Source organism: Streptomyces antimicrobicus (assembly GCF_020532625.1).
Taxonomy (GTDB): Bacteria; Actinomycetota; Actinomycetes; order Streptomycetales; family Streptomycetaceae; genus Streptomyces; species Streptomyces antimicrobicus.
On the sequence record NZ_JAJAUY010000097.1, the window covers coordinates 1 to 22,446 of the forward strand.

Here is a 22,446-nt window from a genome sequence, read left to right on the forward strand (position 1 = left end):
GGGGGGGGGGGGGGGGGGGGGGGGGGGGGGGGGGGGGGCCGGCGGGGAAGAGGGGGCGTCGGCGGTTCGGGTGGCAGGGCTGTGGTGGCTGGCGGCGGGCCGGGCGTGCGGGGCGCGGGGGCTCTCGGGGGCGAGGGCGCCCCAGAGCAGGGTGCCGAGGGTGGGCGCGTCGACGGGCCCGGTCAGCGGCCCGCGGGCCGAGGTCCGGGCGGCCAGGACGGCGGACAGCGCCACGTCCGGCAGCGGCCGCGCGGGCAGCGCGGTCTCGTACGGCGAGGGGCCGGGGACCGTCGTGCCGGTGGCGGGGCGGGGGGTGCTGTCGTCGAGCGTACCGACGGTGAACTTGCTGTGTTCCAGGTAGCGGCGGTCCGGGGCGTCGGGCCCGTCGGCGAAGAACGGATGGGGCCCGTCCGCCTCCAGCAGGCTGCGCGCGGCGAGCCGGCACACGGCCCGCTCCTCGTCGGGGCCGATGCCCAGCCGGTTGAGCAGCATGTGCAGTTGGGAGGCCCAGACCCAGAGCAGCCCGGCCGGGTGGTGCTCGCGCTCGCGCAGCCGTTTGTCGGCGGCGGTCACCGCCGTGGCCCACTCCGCCTGCCAGGCGGGGGCCGTGCCCTGGTCCAGCCGCTCGCGTACGGCGGCGGCGCGGCGGGTCAGGGCCTCGCGGCGGGTCGCGAACACGGTGTTGACCCGGGTGTGGACGACGGCCCCCGGCAGCAGCGGCACGTCGGTCACCCACCGCCAGCCCGCGGCGTGCTCGCGCAGCCAGTGGCCCGCGGCCTGCGCGTCGAGGCCGAGCGCGCAGGCCGTGCCGAGGACGGCGTCCAGGGCGAGGGCCAGCCGGTCGGGGTGCGCGGACCGGTGCAGGGCGCGCAGGGCCGCCACCGCCGTGCGGCTGGAGGCGGCGAACACCTCCTCCGCGACGGGCAGGGCGAGCGCGCCGCCGTAGCGCTCGGTCTCCGGCTCGTACGCCACGTCGCGGACCTCGGCGTGCATCGACGGCCAAGGGCCGGTGCCGGGCAGCACCGGGACGGCCGAGGCGGCGCGGGTGAGCGCGCCGGGCAGGGCCGCGGCCGCCGGTGGGGCGGGGTCGCGGACGCGGACGCGGAGGTGCGGACCGCCCTCGCCGTAGCGGATGAAGAACCATCCGGAGGCCTCACCGCGGGCCACGAGGCCGTCCAGCAGCGGGGCCAGATCGTCCGTCAGGAAGCGGTCGGTCTCGACGGTGCCGCTGTGGAGGTACACGTGCAGGCTCTGCCAGCGGGGCATGGGGGCTCCTGGGGGTCGGGGGTGAACGGGGGCGGTCCGGCGGCGGGAGGCGAAGGGGTTGGGGAGGGGACGAGGGCTGGGGCGCAAGAAAAGTGGTCGAAAGAACCAGGCAACGAAACAACCCCAAGAAGGGGTCAAGGAAGCAGAGGAAGAGGGCGAGAGGGGCGAGAGGGCGAGAGGCCAGAGGGAGACGGAGACGGACGGGGACGGGGACGGGGACAGCGGAAGCGGGAGCGGGAGAGGGAGCGGGAGCGGGAGAGGGAGAGGGACGAGAGGGAAGCGGTCAGCCATCGGAGAGGGGCAGGGAAAGAAGGGGGGCGAGGAAGTGGTCAGGGGAAAGGGTGCGGGTGCGGGTTCAAGTCCTCGGGGCGGAGGATTCCGGGGGCCCGACCGAGGTGGGCCGGGACCTCCAGGAGCCGGGGCAGGCCCTGGGTGCGCCGGTTGTGGTGGCCGAAGGTCATGGGGAGGGTGCCGGGGACGATCACCTTCGCTCCGTACAGGCCAAGTCCGGCGGCGACACCCGGTTCGTCCTGGCGTACGGCGATCACCTCCAGTCCGAGGCCGGCGAGGCGCCGTACGGTCGAGGTCAGGAGCCCGCGCAGGTCCGGCACCGGGTGGGGGGCGTCCGGCCAGAGTTGCTGCCAGGGGAGTTCGGGTGACGGGGTGAGGAGGAAGGCCAGGCGGGGTGCTGCCTCCGGGAGGGTGTTGACGCCGACGTGGTCGTCGAGCGTGAGCACCAGTTCGGGCCGGTCCAGCAGGGTGCGCAGACGTCGGGGGTCGCGGGGCGCGTCGGGCGTGAGGGCGCGGTGCGGGGCTTCGTGGACGTTGGTGACCACCTCGGCCACGGCGGAGCGGATCGCGACGCGGGGGTCGTGGTGCGCGCCGGCGGCCAGGAAGGCGCGGGGGGCCTCGGGGTGGGTGCCGCGGTACCGGCACACGGCGAGGACGGCCGGGACGCCGAGGTCGTTGGTGGCGTCGAGCAGCACGAGCTCGTAACCCACCAGGGCGGCGCGGTCGGCCAGTTCGGCGGTGCGGGGGTCGTCGTCGGGGAGGGCGACACGGCGTAGCGGTGTGCGGGCGTACCAGGCCATCAGGAAGGCGTCGCGCTCGGCGACCTCGAAGAGGCCGTAGAGAACGGCTTCTTGGGGGCTGTTTCCCAGGCCGCAGCCGTTGGAGGACTCGTACACGACGCGGGGGCCGTCGCCGGGGACGTCCCAGTAGGCGACGTGTTCCGGGACGGCGACCGGGCGGTCATGGGTGAGCGACCAGCCGTGCACCCAGTCGAGGGCGAGGTCGGGGTGGTAGGGGACGGTCGTGGCGGCGGGGTGGGTGTGGGCCTCGGGTGCGGGCAGTCCGAGGCGGCGCGGGTCCAGGGCGCGGTCGGGGCCGAGGGCGGCGAAGGAGGAACGCAGCACGGTGCGGCGGCCGGTCGGCCGCATGCCGGTGAACCGCTCGACGGCTTCGAACAGCGCCACCCGGCCGCTGGCGTCGAAGTCGGCGCCACGGCCGTACCCCCCGTCCTCGACCGGCCGGCCGTCGGAGACCAGCGCGGTGGTCAGGGCGAAGACGGAGTCCTCGGCCCGGGTGAGCCGGCGGACCGGCCCGAACCGCTCGTCGTGCAGGGCGGCGCGAAGGTCGGCGAGGCCGGTGCGCGGGTTGGGCGTGCGCAGCACGTAGGGGTCGGGCAGCGGGTCGGCCCCGCCGGGCAACCGGGACGCGTCGGGCCCGTCGGGCGGTAGCGGCCGACAGCGTGGGCAGCCGCCGAAGGGACGGACGCGGTGGGTGGACCAGGTGCCGCGGCCTTGGTGGAGGACATGCACGGTGGCGGTCGCCGGGCGGGACGGGGCGGGTGAGAGGTCCGCCGCCGGGTTGACGGATGGGGCGAGTGAGGCGGGCGGGGCGGGCGGGGACGGGTCATCCGCTGCTGCGGTGGGTGGGGCGGGAGTGGCGGTGTGTTCGGCGAGGAGTTCTCGGGCGAGGGTGGCGATGGCTGCGGCGTACCGCGGCCGCAGCACTCCGGCCATGTGCAGCTTGGGGCTTTCCCACGGCACCCGGCCTCCCGCCGTGGCCAGTCGCTGGTGTTCCGCGCAGGAAAGGCAGGCCGCGGCGCCGGGCCGTAGGACGGGCCCGACCAGCACGAGGGGCCCGTCGCAGCGGACGGGCAGGAGCGCGACGGCGTGGCCGAGGGCGTATCGGGTCAGCTCCTCGGCCTGACCGAGCGTCCAGTCGTCGAGCAGTACGACGGCCGTGGTGAGACCTGCGGCCGCCGCAGGGGCGACGGCCGACGCGTCGAGCACGGGGACACCGTGCGGGGCCAACGCCCGGGCCAGAACCGCCAGGGCGGATGTGGTCCCCGGAGCCGGAGCCGACGCCCCAGCCGAGGTCTCGGCCGGGGGCTGGTCCGGGGGCGGGACCGGGCTGTGGACCTGTGCGGAGGCGCGGAGCGGCGTCGGACCCTCGGCCTGGCCGGGGTCCGACGCCTGGAGCCGGGCCTGCGTCTGGGGCCGGGCCGGTGGCTGGGGCACAGGAGTAACGATCTCCGAGGGCGGCACCTGGGACGGGACCGGACCAGCGGCGGCATGGGACAGAGAGCTGGGAGGCGAGGTCATAGGGTGATGGCTCCCGGTGTGGTGGCGCCTGAGGGGATGGGCCCGGAGAGGGCGGACCCGGCCCGGCCGCTTTCGGACAGGCTGGCCTCCGAAGGAGAAGGTCCTGACGAAGTGGACCCGTCGGACGGAGCGACTCCTCGCGGAGTGACTCCTCGCGGGACGACTCCTCGCGGGGCGACTCCTCGCGGAGCGGCTCCTGACGAGTCGGCCCTTGACCGGCTGGTGCTTGAACGGGCTGCTCCTGCCGATATGGAGCCTGAGCGGGCGGCTCCTGATGGGGCGGCCTTCGGTGGGACGGCCGCTGATGGGACGGCCTCCGGCGGGACGGCTGTCGATGGGGCGGCTTCCGGCGGAACGGCCGCTGACGGGACGGCCTCCGGCGGGAGGGCTGCTGGTGGGGCGGCTTTCGGCGGGACGGCTGCTGAGCGGATGGCTCCTGACCGGAGAGTTCCTGACCGGGTGGCTTCCAGGGCGGCGGGGGCTGCGGGGTGCAGGACTGTCAGGCCGCAGGCCGTGAGCGTCGTGGCCAGGGCATGGGCGGCCCGGGTGTGGGCGGGGGTGGGGGCCGGGGGCGGTGGGTACGGCGGCGTGGTGGGGAGTTGGAGTTGGGTCAGGTGGGTCAGGGCCTGTTGCAACTCCGGTTCGCGGACGGCCAGGGTGGCGAGCCAGGCGGTGGTGTGGCCTTCGTCCTGCCAGCCCGCGGTCCGCTCCCCCGCCGCGGCGAGCCGGGCGGCGGAGCCGTCGGGGACGGCCGGGGGGCGGGTGGTGCGGCCGAGCCGCCCGGACACGGCCTGTACGGTCGCGGCGAGCGCGGCGAACGCCGCCGCGGCGGCGGGCGTGGCCTCGACCGCCCGGCCGACGAGGCGTGCGCCCGACGTGTCGCGTCCGCGCACGGAGGCGAGGTAGACGGGGAGTGCGGGGTCCGGGCGGTGGACCGCCAGCCGGGCCCGTACGCCGAGGCGCTGGGTCAGCGTCCGCCACCAGTACGCCGCCTGCGGGTGGTCCGCCCAGTCGGCGGCGGGCAAGATCCCCTCCCCCGTCGGTTCCGTGCCGAGCACGGCCAGGGCGGCGCGTCGCAGGGCACGACCGGTCGCGTGGCTGGTGTCGAGACCCACGACGGGGCCGACGGCGGCACTGACGGCGGTGCTCCGGCTGGACGCCCCAGGGCCAGGCGCATCGCCGGCCGCGCCGCCGAGCATGGCGTTGCCGCGGAGTCGGCCGGCGGTGGGGAGGTCGTCGGCGCCGAAGGCGTGGCCGGGGGCGTCAGCGGGCGGAGGGTCGAGGACCGGGCCCGGGGCGGGGGCGGAGTTGCCGGTGCCGAGTTGGAGCTCGGCCGCGTGGCAGAACGCGTCGAGACGGGCCAGGTCGGCGCGCAGGCCGCCCGTGAGCAGGAGTCCTGTCGGGGTGCGGCAGGACACCAGGGCCACGGGGAGCTGGGGCAGGTCGCCGGGTAGCGGTGCGTCCAGTTCGCCGAGCCAGCGGTCCGTGAGGGCGTCCACCCGGCGCAGCGCCTCGGGCAGGTCGGTGGGCGGGGGCAACGGGGTGTCCGGGTGTACGCCCCCGGCCCAGGGGCGGTACTCGGCGCGCGGCGGGCCGTCGGTGGCGACCAGTACCGCCGGCATTCCGGCCACCAGCCGCGGGTCGTCGCCTTCCGTCGACGGGTCGGCCGACCCGTCGAGGGCGCACAGCAGCCGGTTCACGGCCGCCCCGGCCACCAACGCGGCGAGCCTCTCGTGGCCGGGGCCCGCCCCTGCCCTCGCTCCGGGCTCCACCGTCTGGGCGACCGCTGGCCGGGCCGCCTCCTGCGGATCCCGCGCCGGACGCTGCTTCGGGCCCGGCGCCGCTGTCGCATGGGCCTCCGCCGCTCCGACCAGCCGTCGGTCTCGGGTCGGCTCAGCGTGCATCGCCATCTCCGGCTCGGACCGCTCGAACCTCCGACCCGGCTCCCGCTCCGGCTCTTCCGGCTCCGGCTCCGGCGACGGCTCTAGAAGCCGGTCTCGGACCGGGGTCCGCTCTCGGCGCGCCGCCGTCTGCGGCTGGGGCTGTGGCTGTGGCTGTGGCCGTGGCTGTGGCCGTGGCTGTGGCCGTCCGAACCATGGCCCCGATCCCAGGTCCGGTTCCGGTTCCGGGTCCGGTTTTGGTTTCGGCTCATGGCTCGGGCGCTCGTGCGGGAGCAGTTCGGGACGTGCACCTGGCTTCGGCGCCGGGCGCAGCGGGCGGTCGTGGTGCTGGGCCGCCTCTTGGCGCGCCGCCACCGCCTGCTCGGGTTGGGGTTCCTGGTCCGGCTTCGGGCGTCGGTCTGGCATCCGCTCGGGGTGCGGGTGGGAGGCCGGGTTCAGGTGGGGAGCCGGGTTCGGGTGGTGTTCCTGGGTCTGGTCCGGAGCGGCGGTGGGCAGGCGGGCCGACAGGTGGGTCGCGGCGGCGCGGACCTCCTGCGGGGGAACGGGGTGTGTCACAGCTGCCGTCGTGCCGTGCACCAGCACCGCCACGGCTACGCCGTGCTGGCTCTCCGCCTCCAGGACGACGTGGTCCGGGGGGAGGTCGGGAGTTGGCACCGGTACCGGTTCCAGCACGCTGTGGGGTGTGCACTCCGCCGACAGGGCGAGGCCGAGGTGGTGGGCGAGCGGGGCGTCCGGGTCCGCGGTGAGCAGGCGCACACGGACGGGCTCGGGTGTCGGGGACGGGTCGGCCTCGGCCTCGGCCACGAGCAGGTCGTGGGCTTCGAGTTGGGCCGACAAGGTGGCCACCGCTCGGCGGGCCGGAGAACCGGCCGGGGCGCGGTCGCGGAGCGCCGTCAGGTCCCCGGACCGCAGCGCGCCCTCCAGCAGGTGCCACAGGGCGGGCAGCGCCCGGCTGCCCTCGAAGGTGACCTGGGAGCGGTGGCCGCGGAGGTGGACGCCGTCTGTCAGCAGGGTGACCGCCGTTCCGGGCCGCAACCGCCGTCCCGTCAAGCGTTCCAGTCCTTTCGTGTCGTCCACGCCGTGGGTGCTGTCCGCCGCCCTGTGCACACCGTCCGCGGCGTGCGTGTCGGCCGCGTCGGGTGCCCCGTCGTGGCTGGTTGCGCTCTGCATGCCGTCCCTGTCGCCCGCCGCGCCCCTGCCGTCCGTCATGTCCGCGGCATCCGTCGTGTCCGTGGCATCCGTCGTGTCCGTGGCATCTGTCGTGTCGGTGCCACCCTTCGTGTCCCTGCGCGCCGTCGTGTCCGTGCCGTCCGCTCGGTGCGTGGCGGCCATGCCGTCGGCCATGGGGGGTGCGGCGTTCGCGCGGGCTCGTTCGGGTCCGCCGGGGCCGTCAAGCGCTCCGGCATCCTCCGTTCCGTCGGGGCCGTTCGCGCCGCGAGAGCCGGCGGGCGGCTCAGTGCCCCCACCAGTACTCCTGACCCCACCGGTCCGGCCGGGTCCACTTGCCCCGCGGGGCACGGCCGCCGCCTTGGTCTGGTCCGGGTGCGCCGCCGTCATGACGGCTGCTCCTGGTGTTCCACCTGGCGGATGACGTCGTCCAACACCTCGCGCCAGTCGCAGCCCGTCGCCTCGGGTACCGCGCCGACCACCAGGTGAGCGGCCAAGTAGCGTTCGATCGGGCGTACGTCACAGATCATCAGGAGCCGGTAGAGGGCATTGGTGCAGGCCCGGTAGATCAGGTAGTCCGGGCGGCTCCACATCGAGCCCTCGGGATCCGCCCGGCGCAGGAGTCGGTGGAACTCGCTGTAGTCGGTGCGGATGTCCTGGTTCCAGCGCACGTACGCGGCGGCGTCGCCGGTGGCCGCCGCGCGGGCCCGGTACTCCAGGGGGAGGCCGTGGAGGTCGCCGCCCGCGTGGAAGAGGTCCTCCGTCGTGCGCCAGGCCTGGGCGGACCAGCGGGACCATTGCTGCTCCCACTCCGTCGTGCGTCCGTCCACGATCCGCCGTACCAGGGCGCCGACCTTGTCGGCCATCCGTACCCGCCGGGCCTCGAAGGCGGAGCGCAGGCTGCCGTCCGGGTCGTCGTACAGGAGGTGGTCCTCCAGGTGCGAGACGTACGACCAGTGGCCGCCGGTCAGGCCCTCGGGGTGCGCGCAGGCGTGCAGGGTCAGCACGGTCACGGCGAACTCGACGCGGGCGGCCGCGCCGTCGTCGTGCGCGGCGAGGAAGCCGGAGCCGGCGCGCAGGGCCGGCAGGCCGCTCGCCAGCAGGCGGGTGCGCAGGGCCGTGCCGTCGGGGCCGATCAGGCCGCGTAGCGGGGCGAGGTCGACGGGCTCCACGCGGACGGCGTTGTCCTCGACGATCGGCCCGTACGGCGGGGCGATCAGCTCGGCGCGGCCCGCCCGTTCGGCTTCGCGGAGGAGGGTCTCGGGGTCCGGGCCGCCCGTCGAGGGGTGGGTGCGGATCCAGGCGCGTACGGCTTCGGCCCCGTGCTCGGCCGCCGCCGTCACGTCGTCCGCCCGGTCCGGCGGGCCCTGGATGCGCAGGCGCAGGTGCGGGCCGTGCAGCCAGTGGCGTTCGATGTGGGCGGTCAGACCGGCCGCTGTGATGCGGTCGGCGAGGGGGAGCAGGGCCTCGCGCAGCAGGGGGCCCTTGGTCGGGTGGTGGTAGTACGCGACCACGTCGCGGGCGCGGGCATCGGCGGCCCGCGCCTCCGCTTCGGCCGGCGGCTCCGCTTCGGCCGGCGACTCCGACGCCGGTTCCGGCGCCGGTTCCGACCCCGCCCTCGACTTCGCCCCCGGCATCGACCCCGACCTCGCCCCCGGCCCCGTCTCGCGCCCTGTCTCGGGCCCTGTCTCAGGCCCCCTCCCGGGCTCCGCATCGCTGCGCGCCGCCGCACCGGGTCGCGCCGCCGCTTCGGCACGCGGCGCGGCCGCCTCGCGGTGCGCGGCCGCCTCGCGATGCGCGGGCGGCCCGGGGTGCGCCGGCGGATCGGGGTGCGCGGTCTCGGCGGCGCGGGCCGGGTTGGGGCCGGGGGCTGCCGGCCTCGGCCTCGGTTCGGTGGTCATCGGTGCGGCCTTCCTTCGCGGTAGGTCTCTACGACGAGTTCCACGGCCCGGGTGGCGCGGTCACGACCGCCCGGCGCGGGCAGGGCCTCCTCCAGTACCGCGCCGTCGGTGTGGCGGGTGAGCCACTTGGCCAGGTTGCGCAGGTGCAGGGCGCTGCCCAGGTCCACGACCTGCGGTTTGGGCCGGCGCAGCCCCGCCACGAACGCCTCCGCGAACTTTCCCGGGTCCGTGCCCGGCAGTGCGGGCCGGAGGAAGACCTGGTCGGGCAGGTCGAGCAGGGCGCGCCAGCGGGCCACCGCGGTGATCGGGAGCGGGCGTTCCGCCTCCAGGTCGGCGCGCAGGCGCGCCAGGGTGGCGGCGTCCAGGTACCAGGAACGGCGGTGCAGCACCAGGTGCCGGTGGCGCAACCGGGCGGTGCGGAGCACCTGGCCGCCGGGGGCCTCCACGGCGTCCGCCGGAGCCAGGGCGCGCAGGTCCACGACGCCGGCCGGGTGGTCGCACAGGTACGGGGCGAGTCGGCCGGGGAGCATCACGGGGGCGAGGAAGCCGGCGTAGAGGACGTCGAGGAGTTCGCCGGTGCCGCGCAGCCGCAGGCGGAGCTGGTCGCTCGCGAGGTCGTGGACGAGGTCGACGTCCGACTCGGCCAGGGTCGTCCAGCGGCGGTCGGGGCCGATCTCGTCGGGGACGAGGAGGGGGTGGAGGTTGGCGTTGAACCCGCCGACGGGCCGTACGGCGGCGGCGCGCGCCCCGGGGCCGAGGCCGGTGCGGATCTGGTCGGAGACCGCGTGGGTCGCCGCGGGGTCCATCGCGTCGAGGAACCGGCTGGTGAACCGGCCCCAGCCGCCGTAGATGTGGTTGACGCACAGGAGGCCGGCGCCGGGGCCGTCGGGGGCGCCGATGCCGGTGCCGGCGGTGGGGCCGGGGCCGGGTCCGGGGCCAGCGGTGGTGCCGGGACCGGTGGTGGTTCTTGCGGCGGTGCCGGCGGACGTCGTGGCGCCGGGGCTGTCGTACGGGTTGTCCCGCTGGACGAAGTACGCGTAGCTGGTGGGGCGTTCGCGGGCCCAGGACGGCAGGCGGGGGCCGAGGCCCGGCAACAGGTCAGGGGGCAGGAGGACTTCGGTCGCGCCGGGCGGCGTCCGGCGGGCCTCGGCGCGGACCGCTTCGGTCACGGTACGGCGCAGCTCGGCGAGTGGGGCAAGGTCTGCGGGCCAGCCGTCGGGGGCGGCCGGGTCCTGCGCGGTGAGCCGGCCGGCCTCCTCCCAGGCCTCGGCGATGTCCGCGCCGAACTCCCAGGGGTGGGGGCAGGTCCCGCCGCGCCCGTAGCGGGCGACGAAGCGGGCCAGGGCGACGCGGCGCATGACGTGGCCGAGGTCGAAGGTCTCCGCGAGTGCGGTCAGTTCGGCGAGCGCCGTGTGGTCGGCTCCGCCGAGGAAGCCGGAGAGGTCCAGGGGCCGGGGCGCGACGGCGTCCTCGGTCAGGACGTCCAGGCGGGCGGGGCCGCTGCCACCGCCGCTGTCGGGCAGCGGCAGCGGTCGGCCGGCGTCGGCGAGCAGGTCGCGCCAGCGGGTGGTGAGCCGGGCCAGGGCTGCGGGGCGCTGGCGCGCGGGCCGTGCGGCGAAGGCCTGGGTCTCGGCCCGGATCTCGTCGAGGCGGTCGGCCAGGGGCTCGGGCGGCGGGGCGGAGGCGGCCGAGGCCGTCGTGCGGGGCGTACGGAGCCAGGTCGCCAGGGACGCCAGGGGGTCGGGGTCCTGGGGGCACACGGGGTCGGCGGGCACGAGGAGGCCGGCCGCCAGCAGCCGGGCGAGGTAGGCATCGGCCGGGCCGCCGCCGGTCGTCCCCGCGGCCGGGGCAGGGGCCGTCGCCAGGGCCTGGCCCGAGGCTGGGGCAGGCGCCGGAGCCGTGGCGCCGGGTGCGACGGAGGTCGGACCCGGGGCAGGGGCCGTTGCCGTTGCCGGTGCCTGGGCCGAGGCCCTTGCCACGGCCTGGCCCGAGGCACGGGCAGGGGCCGGGGCGTCGGGTGCGGGCGAGGTCGGAGGCTGGGCCGCAGTCACCGCCGGGGCCAGGGCCGGGGTCACAGCCGGAGCCGTGGCGCCAGGGGCGACCGAGGCCGGATCCGAAATCGGGGCCGGTCCTGCGGAGGTGGCCGGCGCCGGGGACGCCGGCTGCTGGGGCGGGGTGGGGGTGGCGGGCGTGGTCAGGGGAGGAGCCGGGGAGTGGGCCGGGGGGCTGGGGGTGTGCGGGGGGCGTAAGGCGGTGGTCAGGTGGGTGGAGAGGGTGGCCAAGGGGTGTGGAGGGTCGGTGAGTTCGTGGAGGAGGGCGAGGGGGGTCGTGGCGGGGAGGGTGACCTCCTCCTCAGTCGTGCTGATGTGACGGCCGCCGGTGAAGCGGTGGCGGACGCGGGCGTACGCCGCCCGGCCGTCGGCGCGCCGTGCGGTGCTGGTCATGCGGTAGAGGAGGGCGTCCCGGCGGGCGGGATCCTCGGCCAGCGCCGCGACGAGCGCGGCGACCAGGGCCCGGTTGACCCGGACGACCGGGGCGAACGACGCCTCGTGCAGACCGGCTTGCTCCCGGACGGTCGAGCCGGCCTCGGCGTGACCCGCAGGTGTGTCGGCCACCCCGTTCGTCCCGGCCGGCAGGGCTCCCCACCCCACGGCGGTGAACCAGGACAGGGGGCTGGTCTTCGTGCTGGCGCGTAGGGCGTAGCGCAGGACCGCCGGTTCCTCCTTGCGGGCGCGGCGGTCGTCGGCGCCCGCCGCCGTGCGTTCGACGGCCCGCAGCAGGTCGGGGCTGATCAGGGCGACGGCGCGGCCGAGGGCCGGCTCGCGGCACAGGGCGGCCAGTAAGGCCCGTTCGGCCGTCAGCGCCGGTTGCGCGAGGCGCTCCAGTTCGGTGAGGAGGGAGGACCGGCGTGCGCGCAGGCTCAGCCACGCGGCGAGGGACGGGACGCGGGTGGGCAGGTCGTCGAGCCGGGTCAGCAGGGCCGGTGGGGGCGTGCGGCCGTTGTGCAGGGCGCGGCGCAGGGGCAGGACCACGTCGTGGTGGAAGGTGCGCCCGTGGCTGTCGCGGCTGGCGTAGAGCGCGTCGCAGAGGCCGGGCAGGAGGGCCGCCTCCTCGTGCTCCGCCCGAGTGAGGGCGGCCAGCGCGACCCGGAACCGGTCGGCGGGCGGCTGCTGCGGCGGGTGACGCAGGACGGTGGCCCGGACGAGCGCGTAGGGCGCGGTGCGGACCTGGTACGCGGGCCCTCGGCCGCCCACTCCGGCGACCGGCGCAGGCGCCAGCTGCGTACCGACGCCCCCGGTGCCCACCGCAGGCGCCTGCTCCTCCCTGCCCACCCCGGCGGCCAGCGCAGGCGCCCGCTCCCCGCCGCTGCCGCCGCCGGGCCGTGCAGGGGTTGCCGCCCCGTCACCGGGAAGCGCGGTACGGGCGGGTGGTTCGGGGTGCGGCATGGGGATCCCCTCGTTGCGGTCGAAAAGGCCTCCCGTCCCTCGGTGGGCACCGGGGGACGGGAGGTGGGTGCGGTGCGGCGTCCCGGGGTGGTTCGGTGGTTACACCGGGATCGGCATGGGCGGGCGCGGGCCGCCGCAGGACGAGGAGCCGCAGGAGCAGGAGCTGCCGCCGTTGGATGCTCCGGTCTCCGGGAGCGCGACGGTGTCACGCATCGAGGTGACGGTGAGTTCGCCGAGGTCGAGGTCGTTCTCGTCGAAGGTCACGGTGTCGGTGATGTGGTGGTTCACAAGCGCCTCCTGGCAGGTCGTGCGGACAGGTCGTCCGGACCTTTGTCGTCCGACAGGTCGTCCGGACCGGGTGCACAGCACACGGCGGCCTTTGTGGGGCCGCCGCGCACACCATGCTAGGAGGATTTTCACCATTAATTTTCAAGTGCTCCATGAATTGGCTTCGACGCGACGCCGATGCGGCCGATAATCGCCTCCAACGGCCCGGACTTCATAAACTCGATTCGAATTCGAGGAAAATGCGAGCGTTATTCAGGGAGATTGCGCTGTCCCGGTCGGGTGTGAGCGGATGCGGGGAGGACGGCCGGGGACGAGGCTGGGACCATGCACCACGCACCGATCGTCGTACACCGGATCTCGCCGTCGGGCGGCCGCCGGGTCACCATGCTCGTGGCGGGCCACGAGGACATCCTCGGCCTGGCCCACTCCGACGCCGACGTCATCGAATTCCTCCGGCGCGCGGAGGTGCCGGACCCGGACGAGGTCGTGCTCGGTGATTCCCCGCTCGTCGACTGGGTGGGCGGGGAACCCCATGTGTACGAACAGGAGCCGTCGGACACCGACATCCCCTGACGCACCGGCGTTCCCCTCCCCCTCAATTCCCGTCGCTAACCGAGGACTCTCCCGCGAGGAATGCCGTGACGGTGGTGACGAAGAATGCGGGGTCGTCGATCCAGGGGTAGTGGGCGGCGTTCTGCTGCACGACGAGTTCCGCGTGCGGGAAGTGCGCGGCGATCTCCGCGCCGACGCGCGGCAGCGGGCCGCTGTCCAGTGCGCCCACGAGCAGCAGGGCCCGCCCTTGCCAGTCGGCCAGCGCGGCGCGGGCCGCCGCCGGGTCGAAGGCGCCGGGGTCCGGGTAGCGGGCTGCCGCCGCGTCGTGGCACTGCGCCTCCTCGGTACCGGCGTGCGCCTGGGCGGCGGTGTCCCAGCGGCCGTAGAAGAACGCGGCGGCGGCGTCGAAGTCGGCGTCGGTCGCCTCTCCGCGGAAGATCCGCTCGTAGGACGGGTACGCGTCCGCGAACCACGGTTCGGCGCGGCGCAGTGCGGCCGCCTCGTGCCGGTGCTCGACGGTGAAGTCGACGCCGAGGGCCCGGGCCCGGGCCGTGACCAGGGTCAGGGTGCGGACGCGGTGGGGGTGGCGGGCCGTGTACAGGAGGGCCAGGTCGCCGGCGGCGGAGTGGGCGAGCAGGTCGATCCGCTCCAGGCCGAGGTGGGCGCGCAGTGCCTCGACGTCCTCGACCTGCCGGTCGCAGCGGTACGTCGCCGGGTCGGCCGGGACGCCCGAGGCGCCCGTGCCGCGCAGGTCGAGCAGGTGCAGTTGCCGCCGCTCGGCCAGTCCGCCGAGGTCGCCGAGGTACGCGGAGTCGCGCATGGGGCCGCCGGGCAGGCAGAGCAGCGGCTCGCCCGAGCCCACGCGGTGGTAGGTGAGCGGGGTTCCGTCCGGCGCGGCGAAGATCGGCATGCCGCCATCATGATCGGCGATCGGCGGCACCCACAAGGGGTTACCGGGTCGGCCGCTGCTCGTTCGTCAGGTCGCGCGGCACCAGCGCTTCCGGCCGGACCGGCACACCACCGCCCCCGACGGGACCCCCGCCCCGCCCCTCCCCTCCGCTTCCTCAGACCCGGGCCGTCGGTCCCTGGCGTCCGGTGTCGGCCTGGCGGAGTTCGGCGAGGAGTTCGCTCTGGCCCGCGAGCAGTTCGGTCAGGATGCGGCGGGCGGCGCGCAGCAGTTCGGCGACGTCCCCGCCGGCGAGGGCGTAGGTGACCGTGCCGCCGTCGCGGACGGAGACCACGATGCCGGAGCGGCGCAGCACCGCCAACTGCTGCGAGAGGCTGGACGGTTCGATCTGGATCTCGGCGAGCAGGTCCCGTACCGGCATCGGTCCGTCCTGCAGGAGTTCGAGCACCCGGATGCGCACGGGGTGCCCGAGCATGCGGAAGAACTCCGCCTTCGCCTGGTACAGCGGCACCTGCATGTCGAGACCCTTTCCTGCCCGTTCCTGCCCGTTCCTGCCGGGCCGACGACGTTCCTGCCCGGGCCCATCCTGCTGTTCCGCGGCTCCGCACGTCCCCGGAGTTGACCGGTTCCGGATGTTGCGATCTGCCCATGTCTCCATGTCTCGATCTACCGAACTGTCGATGTCGCCAGTTGAAGACATCTGCAACTCGTGGGCGTGCGAAGCCGCGGTCGAGGACGGGCGGTTACAGCTCCAGCTCGCTCTCGATGCGCTTGAGCTGGTGCCGGGCCATGGCCAGGTTGGAGTTGCCCTTGTCCAGGACGACGTACAGGAACAGGCCTGTGTTCCCGCGGGTCTTGAGCAGGCGGATGAGGTGGTACTGACCGCCGAGGGTGATCAGGATGTCCTCGATCTCGTCGTTGAGCCCGAGCATCTCCATCGTGCGCACCTTGGCGCGGATCACGTCGGTGTTGCCGGCGGCGGCGACCGAGAGGTCGAGGTCCTTGCCGCCTCCCAGTGTGCCCAGGGCCATGCCGCTGTTGTAGTCCACCAGGGCAGCGCCCAGGCTGCCGTCGATGGACGTCATCGTTTCCTTGAGCGACGTCTCCACGCTTGCCATCAGGCCACTCCTCATCAGTTCGACATCGGGTCGTGAGGACGACGCTACTGACGGTGTGCGCCCGTCCGCGCCCCCTCGATCACAGTCGGCGTGAAGTGATCGCCTTGCGGCCAGGTCTGCTCCCCCTCGATCCGACACTGTCCGCCGGGCAGCGGCGGGGGCGGGGCCGCGGCGGGGGCGCGGCGGGGGCGGGGTGAGCGTCCGCCGGGGCCCCCGAGGGCCGGTCGTCTCCCTCGGGGGAACGGCGGGAACCGGTCGCCGGATCCGGTTCGACTTTGGTGCGGACGGTCCGGGGCCGAGGGGTCAGGAGCCGAACCCCCAGCGTTGGCCCGCGCTTGCGTCGCACGCCGTACGGGTGAGGCGGGTGCCCGAGCCGCCCAGGCACGACCCGGCGTTGCGCAGGGTGCTCTGGGGGCCGAGTTGCCAGGTCTGGGCGGGGGTGCCGGCGCAGGGCTGCACCGTCGGCCGGGTGCCGTTCGCGGCGTCCAGGCAGACCCCGCCCAGTCCGGTGAGCCGGCCGTCGGGATGGAGCATCCAGCGTTGGTTGGGCCCGCCGTGGCAGCCGTACAGGGTGGGTTCGGTGCCGGGTGTGGTGGAGCTGTGGGGCAGGTCGACGCAGGTGCCGGTGCCGCCGTTGACCAGGGTCGTGTCGGTGGGCAGCGGGGCGGCCCGGCCGGTGGCCGTGATGTCCGCGGCGCTGGTCCACGGTCCCCGGCCGCCGGCCTCGGTCAGGGCCCTCAGCCGGAGGTAGCGGCCGGTCTTCGCGGCCACCGGGACCGTCTTGGCCGCGGCCGTGTCGGCGAAGGTGCCGGTGGCGACCGGCTGGCCCCAGGCGGCCGTGGTGTCGGAGACGTAGATCTCGTAGGCGCCGATCCGGCCGTTGGTACCGCCGTCCTGGCGCGGCAGGTAGCCGAGGCCGTCGACGGTGTACCGGGCGCCGAGGTCGATCTGGATCTCGTGCGGCAGCGGGGCGGGGGTGCCGGAGGACCAGGCGGTGTGCCAGTGGGTGGCGGGGTCGGCGTCGAACGCGTTGACGGCCCGGCCGTCCTCGGCCGCGGTCTCCTGGCTGTCGGCCTGGACGAGGCTCCAGCCGTTCCGGGGCAGGGGCGCGGACGTGGGGACCGGCCCGGCCTCGGGGATCTTCGTCCCGGTGGCGGTGACGCCGAACGCCCCCGCCTGCTCACCGGTCTTGATCCACAGCACTCCGGCGCGGTCGGCCGGGTCGAAGAACCATCCGGTGGCCGCGGCGTCGTAGGCGCTCCGGGAGGCCAGCGGGGTCAGGGTGGTGCCGCCGACGGTGACCCGGGCGGGGGCCGCGGCGACGTGCAGGGCGAGCTCGTAGCCGCGGGAGGCCGGCTTGCCGGCGTAGTCGCCCTGGGCGGCGCCGACGGAGACGGTGACGTCGCCGGTGCCGGTGGTGGGGGCGGTGACGTCCACCCGCTGGCGGGCGTACGCGCCGTTGTGGTGGGCGCGGGTCAGGCCGTCGTCCTCGTAGAGGGTGAAGGAGGAGCTGCCGCGCGGGTGGATGTCGTAGGTGAGCGGGGTGACCGGTTTCTCGCCGGAGTGGTTCATCTGCGGCCACATGGGCACGATCGCACCGCCCTTGACGAAGAGGGGGAGGGTGTCCAGGGGCGCGGAGTAGCCGCTCAGCCAGCCGGGTCCGGCGTACGTGGTGCCGGTCCAGTAGTCGGTCCAGGTGCCGGCCGGCAGGTAGATCCCGTCGCGGACGGTGGTGTCGGAGACGACGGGGGCGACGAGCAGCGAGTCGCCGGCCAGGAACTGACCACTGGTCAGGTTGCCGCGGGCCACCGGGTCGTCGGGGTACTCCAGGACCATGGCGCGGGTGCTGGGCACGCCGGTCTCGTGCGCGATGCGGCTCATGGTGTACAGGTACGGCGTCAGACGCATCTTGAGCTTGAGGTACTTGCGGTTGATGGACAGGTACGGTTCGGCGAACCGCCAGGGCTGCTTGTCCTGGTAGCCGGCGGCCGGGTTGGTGGCGCCCCAGCCGGACATGGTCATGAAGACCGGGGTGAGCGCCTTCCACTGGAGGTCGCGGACGTACGTGCGGGGGCTGCCGCCGAAGATGCCGTCGATGTCGCCGGAGGCGTAGTTGAGCCCGGAGAGCCCGGCTCCGGCGATGGCGGGGACGTGCCAGCGCATGTCGTCCCAGGTGCCGTAGGTGTCGCCGGTCCAGACCACGGCGTTGCGCTGGGTTCCGGCCCAGCCGTCGACGGTCCAGACGAAGCGGCGGGCGTCGGAGTTGTTCTCGATGCCCTCGACGGCCTGGCGGACGCCGTCGAAGGCGTACTTGTACCCGCTGCCGATCCAGGCGACGTCGGTCTTGACGGCTCGGCTGCCGGCGACGCCGACCTCGTCGGCGATGGCGGACAGGCCCGTGGAGGTCCACAGTCCGGTCCGGAAGCCCTTGGCCCGCAGCGCGTCGACGGTGGCCTTCAGGGGCTGGGTGTAGCCGCAGCCGTAGCCGTCGTTGGGCAGGAACCAGCCCGAGGGCATGTCGGCGGCGCGGGCGTCGGCGGCGTAGCCGACCACGTCGGGGGTGGTCTGGTGGCGGGGGCGGGTGTGGTCGCCCTGGTAGTCGGGGTTGGAGGCGTTGAAGCAGTCGGCGTTGCCGAGTTCGAAGCCCCACAGGGGTGCCAGGAACGGTTTGCCGCTGACGTCGGTGTACGCGTCGAGGACGCCCTTGAGGGAGTCCCCGACGAAGTACCAGGCGTCGAAGCGGGTCTCGTCGTGGGTGAAGGAGCCCGGTGAGGTGAAGCTGTAGGAGCCCGGGGCCCAGGTGTTGCGCATCACGCCGTAGTTGCGGGTGGACATGTAGAAGGGGGCGGGGCTGGCGTTGCTGTTCTCGCGCCACTTGTTGTCGACGGCCACCGGGACGGTCCTGCCGCGCAGCGCCCACTCCCCCAGGCGCAGTCCGGTGCCGTAGAACTGCTCGTCGGCGCCCTGGGCGAGGTACTGGGTGGTCTTCCCGCCCGACCAGGAGGTGGGTCGGCTCTCCTGCCAGACGGGGGTGGTGTCGTCGGCGCGGTAGACCGAGAACCGCAGGGGTGATTTCTCGATGTGGATGGACAGGGCGGCGGTGGTGATCCGGTAGTGGGTGCCGGCGTCGCTCAGGTCGGTGACGACGGAGCCGAAGTCGGTGGTGACGGCCAGGTCGCGGCCGGCCGGGTCGTCGGTGAACGTGCCGTCGGGCGACAGCCAGAGGCGGAAGATGTCGGCGCGGGCGACGACGACCCGGGCCTTGGCCTTGGTGGTGGTGGTGACGGTGAAGGTGCCGCCGCTGCGGCTGATGCCGGTGACGGAGCCGGCGGTCGCCGCCGGGGTCGCGGCGGCCGGGCCGAGGGAACCGGCGGCGGTGAGGGCCAGGGCGGCGAGGGCTCCGGCCAGGACGGAGGCGAGCGTGCGCAGGGGCGCTCTCATGGGGCAGCTCCTCACGGGGGCGAGGGGACTGTGCCACGGCTGGGGCCGTGATTGGCATGCACCTGGCAAGGTAGCGCGCGGACCGCTCCGCTTGAAGGAAGCTGCTCAAATCTGCCCGATTTCACGCACGTTCACGCAGGCAAGGCCCGCTCGGCTGCGCAGGCGCCCCCGAACTCCTGATATAACGCTGCGTATTCGAAACGGCTACTCTGCGCACACAGGGCTCGGTCCTGGGTGCTGCCGCGCCGTGCCGTCCTCCACCGTGAAGGAGATCGACGATGACCAAGGGCCAAGGCCTCACCTGGGTCGGGATGGTCGTGATGACCCTGCTGGCCACCAGCAGCGTGACCCTCCCGCCCGCGGCCCGGGCCGACGCCGGGATGCGCCCGGCCGGCTTCGAGCACGCGCGCCCGTCCCTCCAGCCGGAGACCGCACCGCATTCCTGTCCGGCGCGGCACGGCCCGTGGCCCGAACCCGCGCGCCAGGCCGCTCATGGCGTGGGCGGCGCAGCTCCCCGGGCTGCCGACGTCCAGACCGTGCCGTAGGCCCGGAGTGGATCGGCCGGGTCGCCGGGGCGGCCTCGCAGGGTCGCGTCCAGAAAGGCGAGGGTGGCCCCGGCGACCTCGCCGCGGTGCAGGAGCGGGCCGAACGGCTGGCGCTGCACCAGGAGCAGCAGGCGCTGCTGGCCGTCGCCGAGGAGCGGGCCCGGATCACCCGCGAGATGCACGACATCGTCACCCACAACCTGTCGGTGATGGTCGCGCTCACCGACGCCGCCGTCCACGCGCAGTACCGCTCCCCGGAGCGGGCCACCGCCGCGATGCTGCAGATCTCCGAGACGGGCCGGCAGGCCCTCACCGACATGCGGCGTTCGCTGGGTGTCCTGCGGGCCGACGAGCCGGACGCCGAGCGCCACCCGCTGCCCGGCATCGCCCAGCTGGAGGCGCTCGCCGACCAGATGGCCGCCGCCGGGCTGCCGACCCGCCTGGAGGTCCGCGGCGCCCACGCCCATGTACCGGCCTCCGCCCAACTCACCGTCTACCGGCTGGTGCAGGAAGCGTTGACCAACTCCCTCAAGCACACCCCCGCCGGTACCCGCGCGACGGTGCTGGTCGAGTGCTCGGCCGGGAGCGTCGGTGTGGAGGTCACCGACAGCGGCCCCCGGCCGGCGCCTCCTTCCGCCGCGCCGTCCGGCCACGGCATGACCGGCATGCGCGAGCGCGCGGCCGCCTACAGGGGGACGCTGCGGGCCGGACCGCTTCCGGGCGGCGGCTGGGGTGTGCGGACCCGCCTCCTGCTGGGCGGCCACGGGGCGGGCGCCGCATGACGATCCGCATCGTGATCGCCGACGACGAGGCGCTGCTGCGGATGGCCTTCGGCACGGTCCTGGAGGCCCAGCCCGACATGGTGCCGGTCGGCGAGGCCGCGGACGGCGCCGAGGCCGTCCGCGTCTGCCGGGAGCTGCGGCCCGACGTCGTACTGATGGACGTCCGGATGCCCGGGACGGACGGGATCGAGGCGACCCGGCAGGTCGTCGAGGACTCCCCGGGGAGCAGGGTGCTGATCCTGACCACCTTCGACCTGGACGCGTACGCCTTCGCCGCGCTCGGCGCCGGCGCCTCGGGCTTCCTGCTGAAGAACACCCGGCCCGAGGAGCTGCTCACCGCGATCCGCAACGTGGCGGCGGGCGACGCGGTGCTCGCCCCGCGGATCACCCGGCGCCTGTTGGAGGACTTCCGTCCGCAGTTGGCCGACGGGGGCGCCCCCGTACGCGACGCGCGGCTGGACCGGCTCAGCGCCCGGGAGCGCGAGGTGCTCGTCGAGGTCGGTCGCGGCCTGTCCAACGCCGAGATCGCGGCCGCCCTGTACCTCGCGGAGGCGACCGTGAAGTCCCATCTGGGGCGGATCCTGCTCAAGCTGGAACTGCGCGACCGGATCCAGGCCGTCGTCTTCGCCCACGAGAACCGCCTCGTCCCTCCGGCGTGACGTCGGCCGAAGGCTCGGAGCGGCGGCCGGACCGCGGCCCGGACCGGGCGGGGCCGGGCCGGGTCGGGCGGGGTCGGGCCGGGCTGGGCCGGGCGAGGTCGGGCTGGGCCCCTCGTCCCGGATCACGCCGGGGGCGCCGGCAGCGGCGCCGGGACCGGCGCGGGCGGGAGGTCCTCGCCCCAGGTGGTGCGGGCGGCTTCCAGCACCGCCTCGGCGATGCGGGCCGCCGCCCGGCGGGTCCGGCCGCGCGGCCGGGCGCCGCCCGCCAGGCCGTGGGCGCGGATGGCCGGGTCGTGGGGCAGCTCCTGGACGTCGTACAGCCGGTCGGCGAGCTCCTCGGCCGCCGCCCGGACCGCGGCCGGTCCGCGCCCGGAGTCCACGGCCACCAGGACGGCCACCGTCCGGCGCAGCGGCAGGCCCGCCGCGCCCATGGCCGTGACCGCCCGCTGGAGCGTGCGGACCCCTTCCGCGGTGGCCGCGGCGCACAGCACCGGGACCGCGAAGGGCAGTTCGCACCATGCCCGGGTCAGTCCGCGACCGCCCGTGCGGTACCCGGCCAGTACGTCGTGCGCCACCGGGTGCGCGGTGTCCGCCACGAGCAGCTGCCAGCCCCCGGCCGCCCCCAGCTGGTACCAGGCGGCGGGTTCGGCCGGGAGGCGCAGCGGTGGCGCGTGCCACTCCCGGGCGTCCGTCAGGACGTCGACGGGGCCGCGCCGGGCGGCGGCGGCGCGGATCGCGGCGCGCGCGTGGGGCCGGTCCGCGGGGACCGCCGCGAGGCCGGCGCCGCCGGGCGCCCACCGGGGCCACGGCGAGACCGGGCGCGCGCCGAGGTCCATCACCACCGTGCCGCCCGCCGCGGCGAGTTCGGCGGCCAGCAGGCAGGCGAGCGTCGAGCGGCCCGTGCCACCCGTCGCCGCCATGAGGGGGACCACGAGCCGGGCGTCCGCCGGCAGCGCGACCGGCGCACCGGACGCGTACGTGTCGCGCACCCGCCCCTCCCTGCTCCCCCGGCTCCCACCGCTGCGCTCCGCCGCATCCGCGCACCCTGCGCCGCCCGGCGCGGCTGCGCGCCGCTCGGCGGCGCTGCGGCCCTCCGCCGGGTGAACGGCCGCGGCCGCACGCGGGTTACGCCGTTCGGTGCTGCCGCCGGTGCTCCGGCGCGCGCCCTGCCACGATGGGCGGGCCGAGCCGGCGAGCCGCCGTGCCGCGGAGCCGCGCTGCTGAAGGGAGCCGCACCGTGTCCGACCGCCCCGCCCGTCCGGCCGGGTCCGCCGACCCCGTCTACCTGCCCTGGGGCACGGTCACCGACCGCTTCTGGGCCAGGGGCGCGTACGGCGTCGGCGGCCGGCTCGCCGCGATCGCGGCGACGGCGGAGGCCGGTGAGGTGGCCCGGGCGGCGGCGCAGGCGGAGGCCCTGGACGGCGAGGTCAGCCGGGCGCACGGCGAGCAGCACCCGGCCCTGGTCGACATCCGCGAGGTCCGCGGCTACCTCGCCCATCTGACGGGTCAGCACACGGCGGCGGTCCGCTGGTACCTGGTGGCCGTGCGGCTGCGCGCGGAGCTGACCGGGCCCACGCACCCGCAGACGGCGCTCGCGGTCCGCCGCACGTTCAGCCTGTGGCGCTCGATCCCCGGCGGTGAGGCGCTCACCCTCGCCGCCGAGCTGCTCACCACCGTCATCGCGGTGGAGGGGCCGCGCTCGCGCACGGTGCGGCACATCGGCGGCCAGTTGCTGGCCCTGTCCGAGCCTGGCCGGATCTCGACTCACCCGTCCGCGTGACGGCCCGGCCTGCGCCGCCCCGCCGTGCGCCAGGCTGGGGCGGTGCCCGTCCGACCCGCCCCACCCGCCCGGCCCGTCCGCGCA

At 75.5% G+C, this 22,446-nt stretch carries 16 protein-coding genes; 5 read left to right on the forward strand and 11 right to left on the reverse strand.

Features of this window, described 5'->3' with window-relative positions; all coding sequences use genetic code 11:
- The 6 genes from LG632_RS21465 to LG632_RS30595 all read right to left on the reverse strand — a co-directional run.
- A partial coding sequence (locus tag LG632_RS21465) for a thiopeptide-type bacteriocin biosynthesis protein (protein WP_226729041.1) occupies window positions 1-1,266 on the reverse strand: 1,266 nt, incomplete at its 3' end.
- 329 nt (window positions 1,267-1,595) lie between these two features.
- Entirely contained in the window at window positions 1,596-3,563 is a 1,968-nt protein-coding gene (locus LG632_RS21470; RefSeq protein ID WP_226729042.1) for a YcaO-like family protein, read from the reverse strand.
- A 308-nt stretch (window positions 3,564-3,871) separates the two neighbouring features.
- A complete protein-coding gene (locus tag LG632_RS30310) occupies window positions 3,872-6,985 on the reverse strand; it encodes a hypothetical protein (RefSeq protein ID WP_264202103.1) in 3,114 nt (1,037 codons plus the stop codon).
- A gap of 344 nt (window positions 6,986-7,329) precedes the next feature.
- Window positions 7,330-8,580 carry a lantibiotic dehydratase C-terminal domain-containing protein gene (locus tag LG632_RS21480; RefSeq protein ID WP_226729043.1) on the reverse strand — a complete coding sequence of 417 codons (1,251 nt, stop codon included), beginning with the start codon at window positions 8,578-8,580 and terminating at the stop codon, window positions 7,330-7,332.
- A gap of 260 nt (window positions 8,581-8,840) precedes the next feature.
- Window positions 8,841-12,149 (reverse strand): lantibiotic dehydratase, encoded by a 3,309-nt coding sequence (locus LG632_RS30315; protein WP_308108857.1) that lies wholly within the window; start codon window positions 12,147-12,149, stop codon window positions 8,841-8,843.
- Window positions 12,150-12,389: 240 nt separating this feature from the next.
- Window positions 12,390-12,578, reverse strand: coding sequence for a thiazolylpeptide-type bacteriocin (locus tag LG632_RS30595; protein WP_226729044.1), 189 nt, complete (start codon window positions 12,576-12,578; stop codon window positions 12,390-12,392).
- Between the two features lie 324 nt (window positions 12,579-12,902).
- Here LG632_RS30595 and LG632_RS21495 point away from each other — a divergent pair, with 324 nt between their 5' ends.
- Window positions 12,903-13,151, forward strand: a complete 249-nt coding sequence (locus LG632_RS21495) for a hypothetical protein (protein ID WP_226729045.1) — start codon at window positions 12,903-12,905, stop codon at window positions 13,149-13,151.
- Between the two features lie 22 nt (window positions 13,152-13,173).
- On the opposite strand, the gene LG632_RS21500 is transcribed toward LG632_RS21495, so the two are convergent.
- The 4 genes from LG632_RS21500 to LG632_RS21515 form a co-directional block, all read right to left on the reverse strand.
- Window positions 13,174-14,040: an alpha/beta fold hydrolase gene (locus LG632_RS21500; protein ID WP_226729046.1), complete on the reverse strand. Its 867-nt coding sequence runs from the start codon at window positions 14,038-14,040 to the stop codon at window positions 13,174-13,176.
- A 154-nt stretch (window positions 14,041-14,194) separates the two neighbouring features.
- A complete protein-coding gene (locus LG632_RS21505) occupies window positions 14,195-14,554 on the reverse strand; it encodes an ArsR/SmtB family transcription factor (RefSeq protein ID WP_226729047.1) in 360 nt (119 codons plus the stop codon).
- Between the two features lie 226 nt (window positions 14,555-14,780).
- Window positions 14,781-15,155, reverse strand: coding sequence for a hypothetical protein (locus LG632_RS21510; protein WP_226729048.1), 375 nt, complete (start codon window positions 15,153-15,155; stop codon window positions 14,781-14,783).
- Between the two features lie 303 nt (window positions 15,156-15,458).
- On the reverse strand, window positions 15,459-18,596 hold the full coding sequence (locus tag LG632_RS21515) for a TIM-barrel domain-containing protein (protein WP_226729049.1): 3,138 nt from the start codon (window positions 18,594-18,596) through the stop codon (window positions 15,459-15,461).
- A gap of 278 nt (window positions 18,597-18,874) precedes the next feature.
- Between LG632_RS21515 and LG632_RS21520 the strand changes: the two genes are divergently transcribed.
- The 3 genes from LG632_RS21520 (at window position 18,875) to LG632_RS21530 (ending at window position 20,582) form a co-directional block, all read left to right on the forward strand.
- Window positions 18,875-19,141: a hypothetical protein gene (locus LG632_RS21520; RefSeq protein WP_226729050.1), complete on the forward strand. Its 267-nt coding sequence runs from the start codon at window positions 18,875-18,877 to the stop codon at window positions 19,139-19,141.
- Between the two features lie 86 nt (window positions 19,142-19,227).
- Window positions 19,228-19,923 carry a sensor histidine kinase gene (locus LG632_RS21525; RefSeq protein ID WP_374203533.1) on the forward strand — a complete coding sequence of 232 codons (696 nt, stop codon included), beginning with the start codon at window positions 19,228-19,230 and terminating at the stop codon, window positions 19,921-19,923.
- Window positions 19,920-20,582 (forward strand): response regulator, encoded by a 663-nt coding sequence (locus LG632_RS21530; RefSeq protein WP_226729051.1) that lies wholly within the window; start codon window positions 19,920-19,922, stop codon window positions 20,580-20,582. Before LG632_RS21525 ends, LG632_RS21530 begins: the two co-directional genes overlap by 4 nt.
- 122 nt (window positions 20,583-20,704) lie before the next feature.
- On the opposite strand, the gene LG632_RS21535 is transcribed toward LG632_RS21530, so the two are convergent.
- Window positions 20,705-21,571, reverse strand: a complete 867-nt coding sequence (locus LG632_RS21535) for a hypothetical protein (RefSeq protein ID WP_226729052.1) — start codon at window positions 21,569-21,571, stop codon at window positions 20,705-20,707.
- Between the two features lie 248 nt (window positions 21,572-21,819).
- Here LG632_RS21535 and LG632_RS21540 point away from each other — a divergent pair, with 248 nt between their 5' ends.
- Window positions 21,820-22,362, forward strand: coding sequence for a hypothetical protein (locus LG632_RS21540; protein ID WP_226729053.1), 543 nt, complete (start codon window positions 21,820-21,822; stop codon window positions 22,360-22,362).
- Window positions 22,363-22,446: the final 84 nt, after the last annotated feature.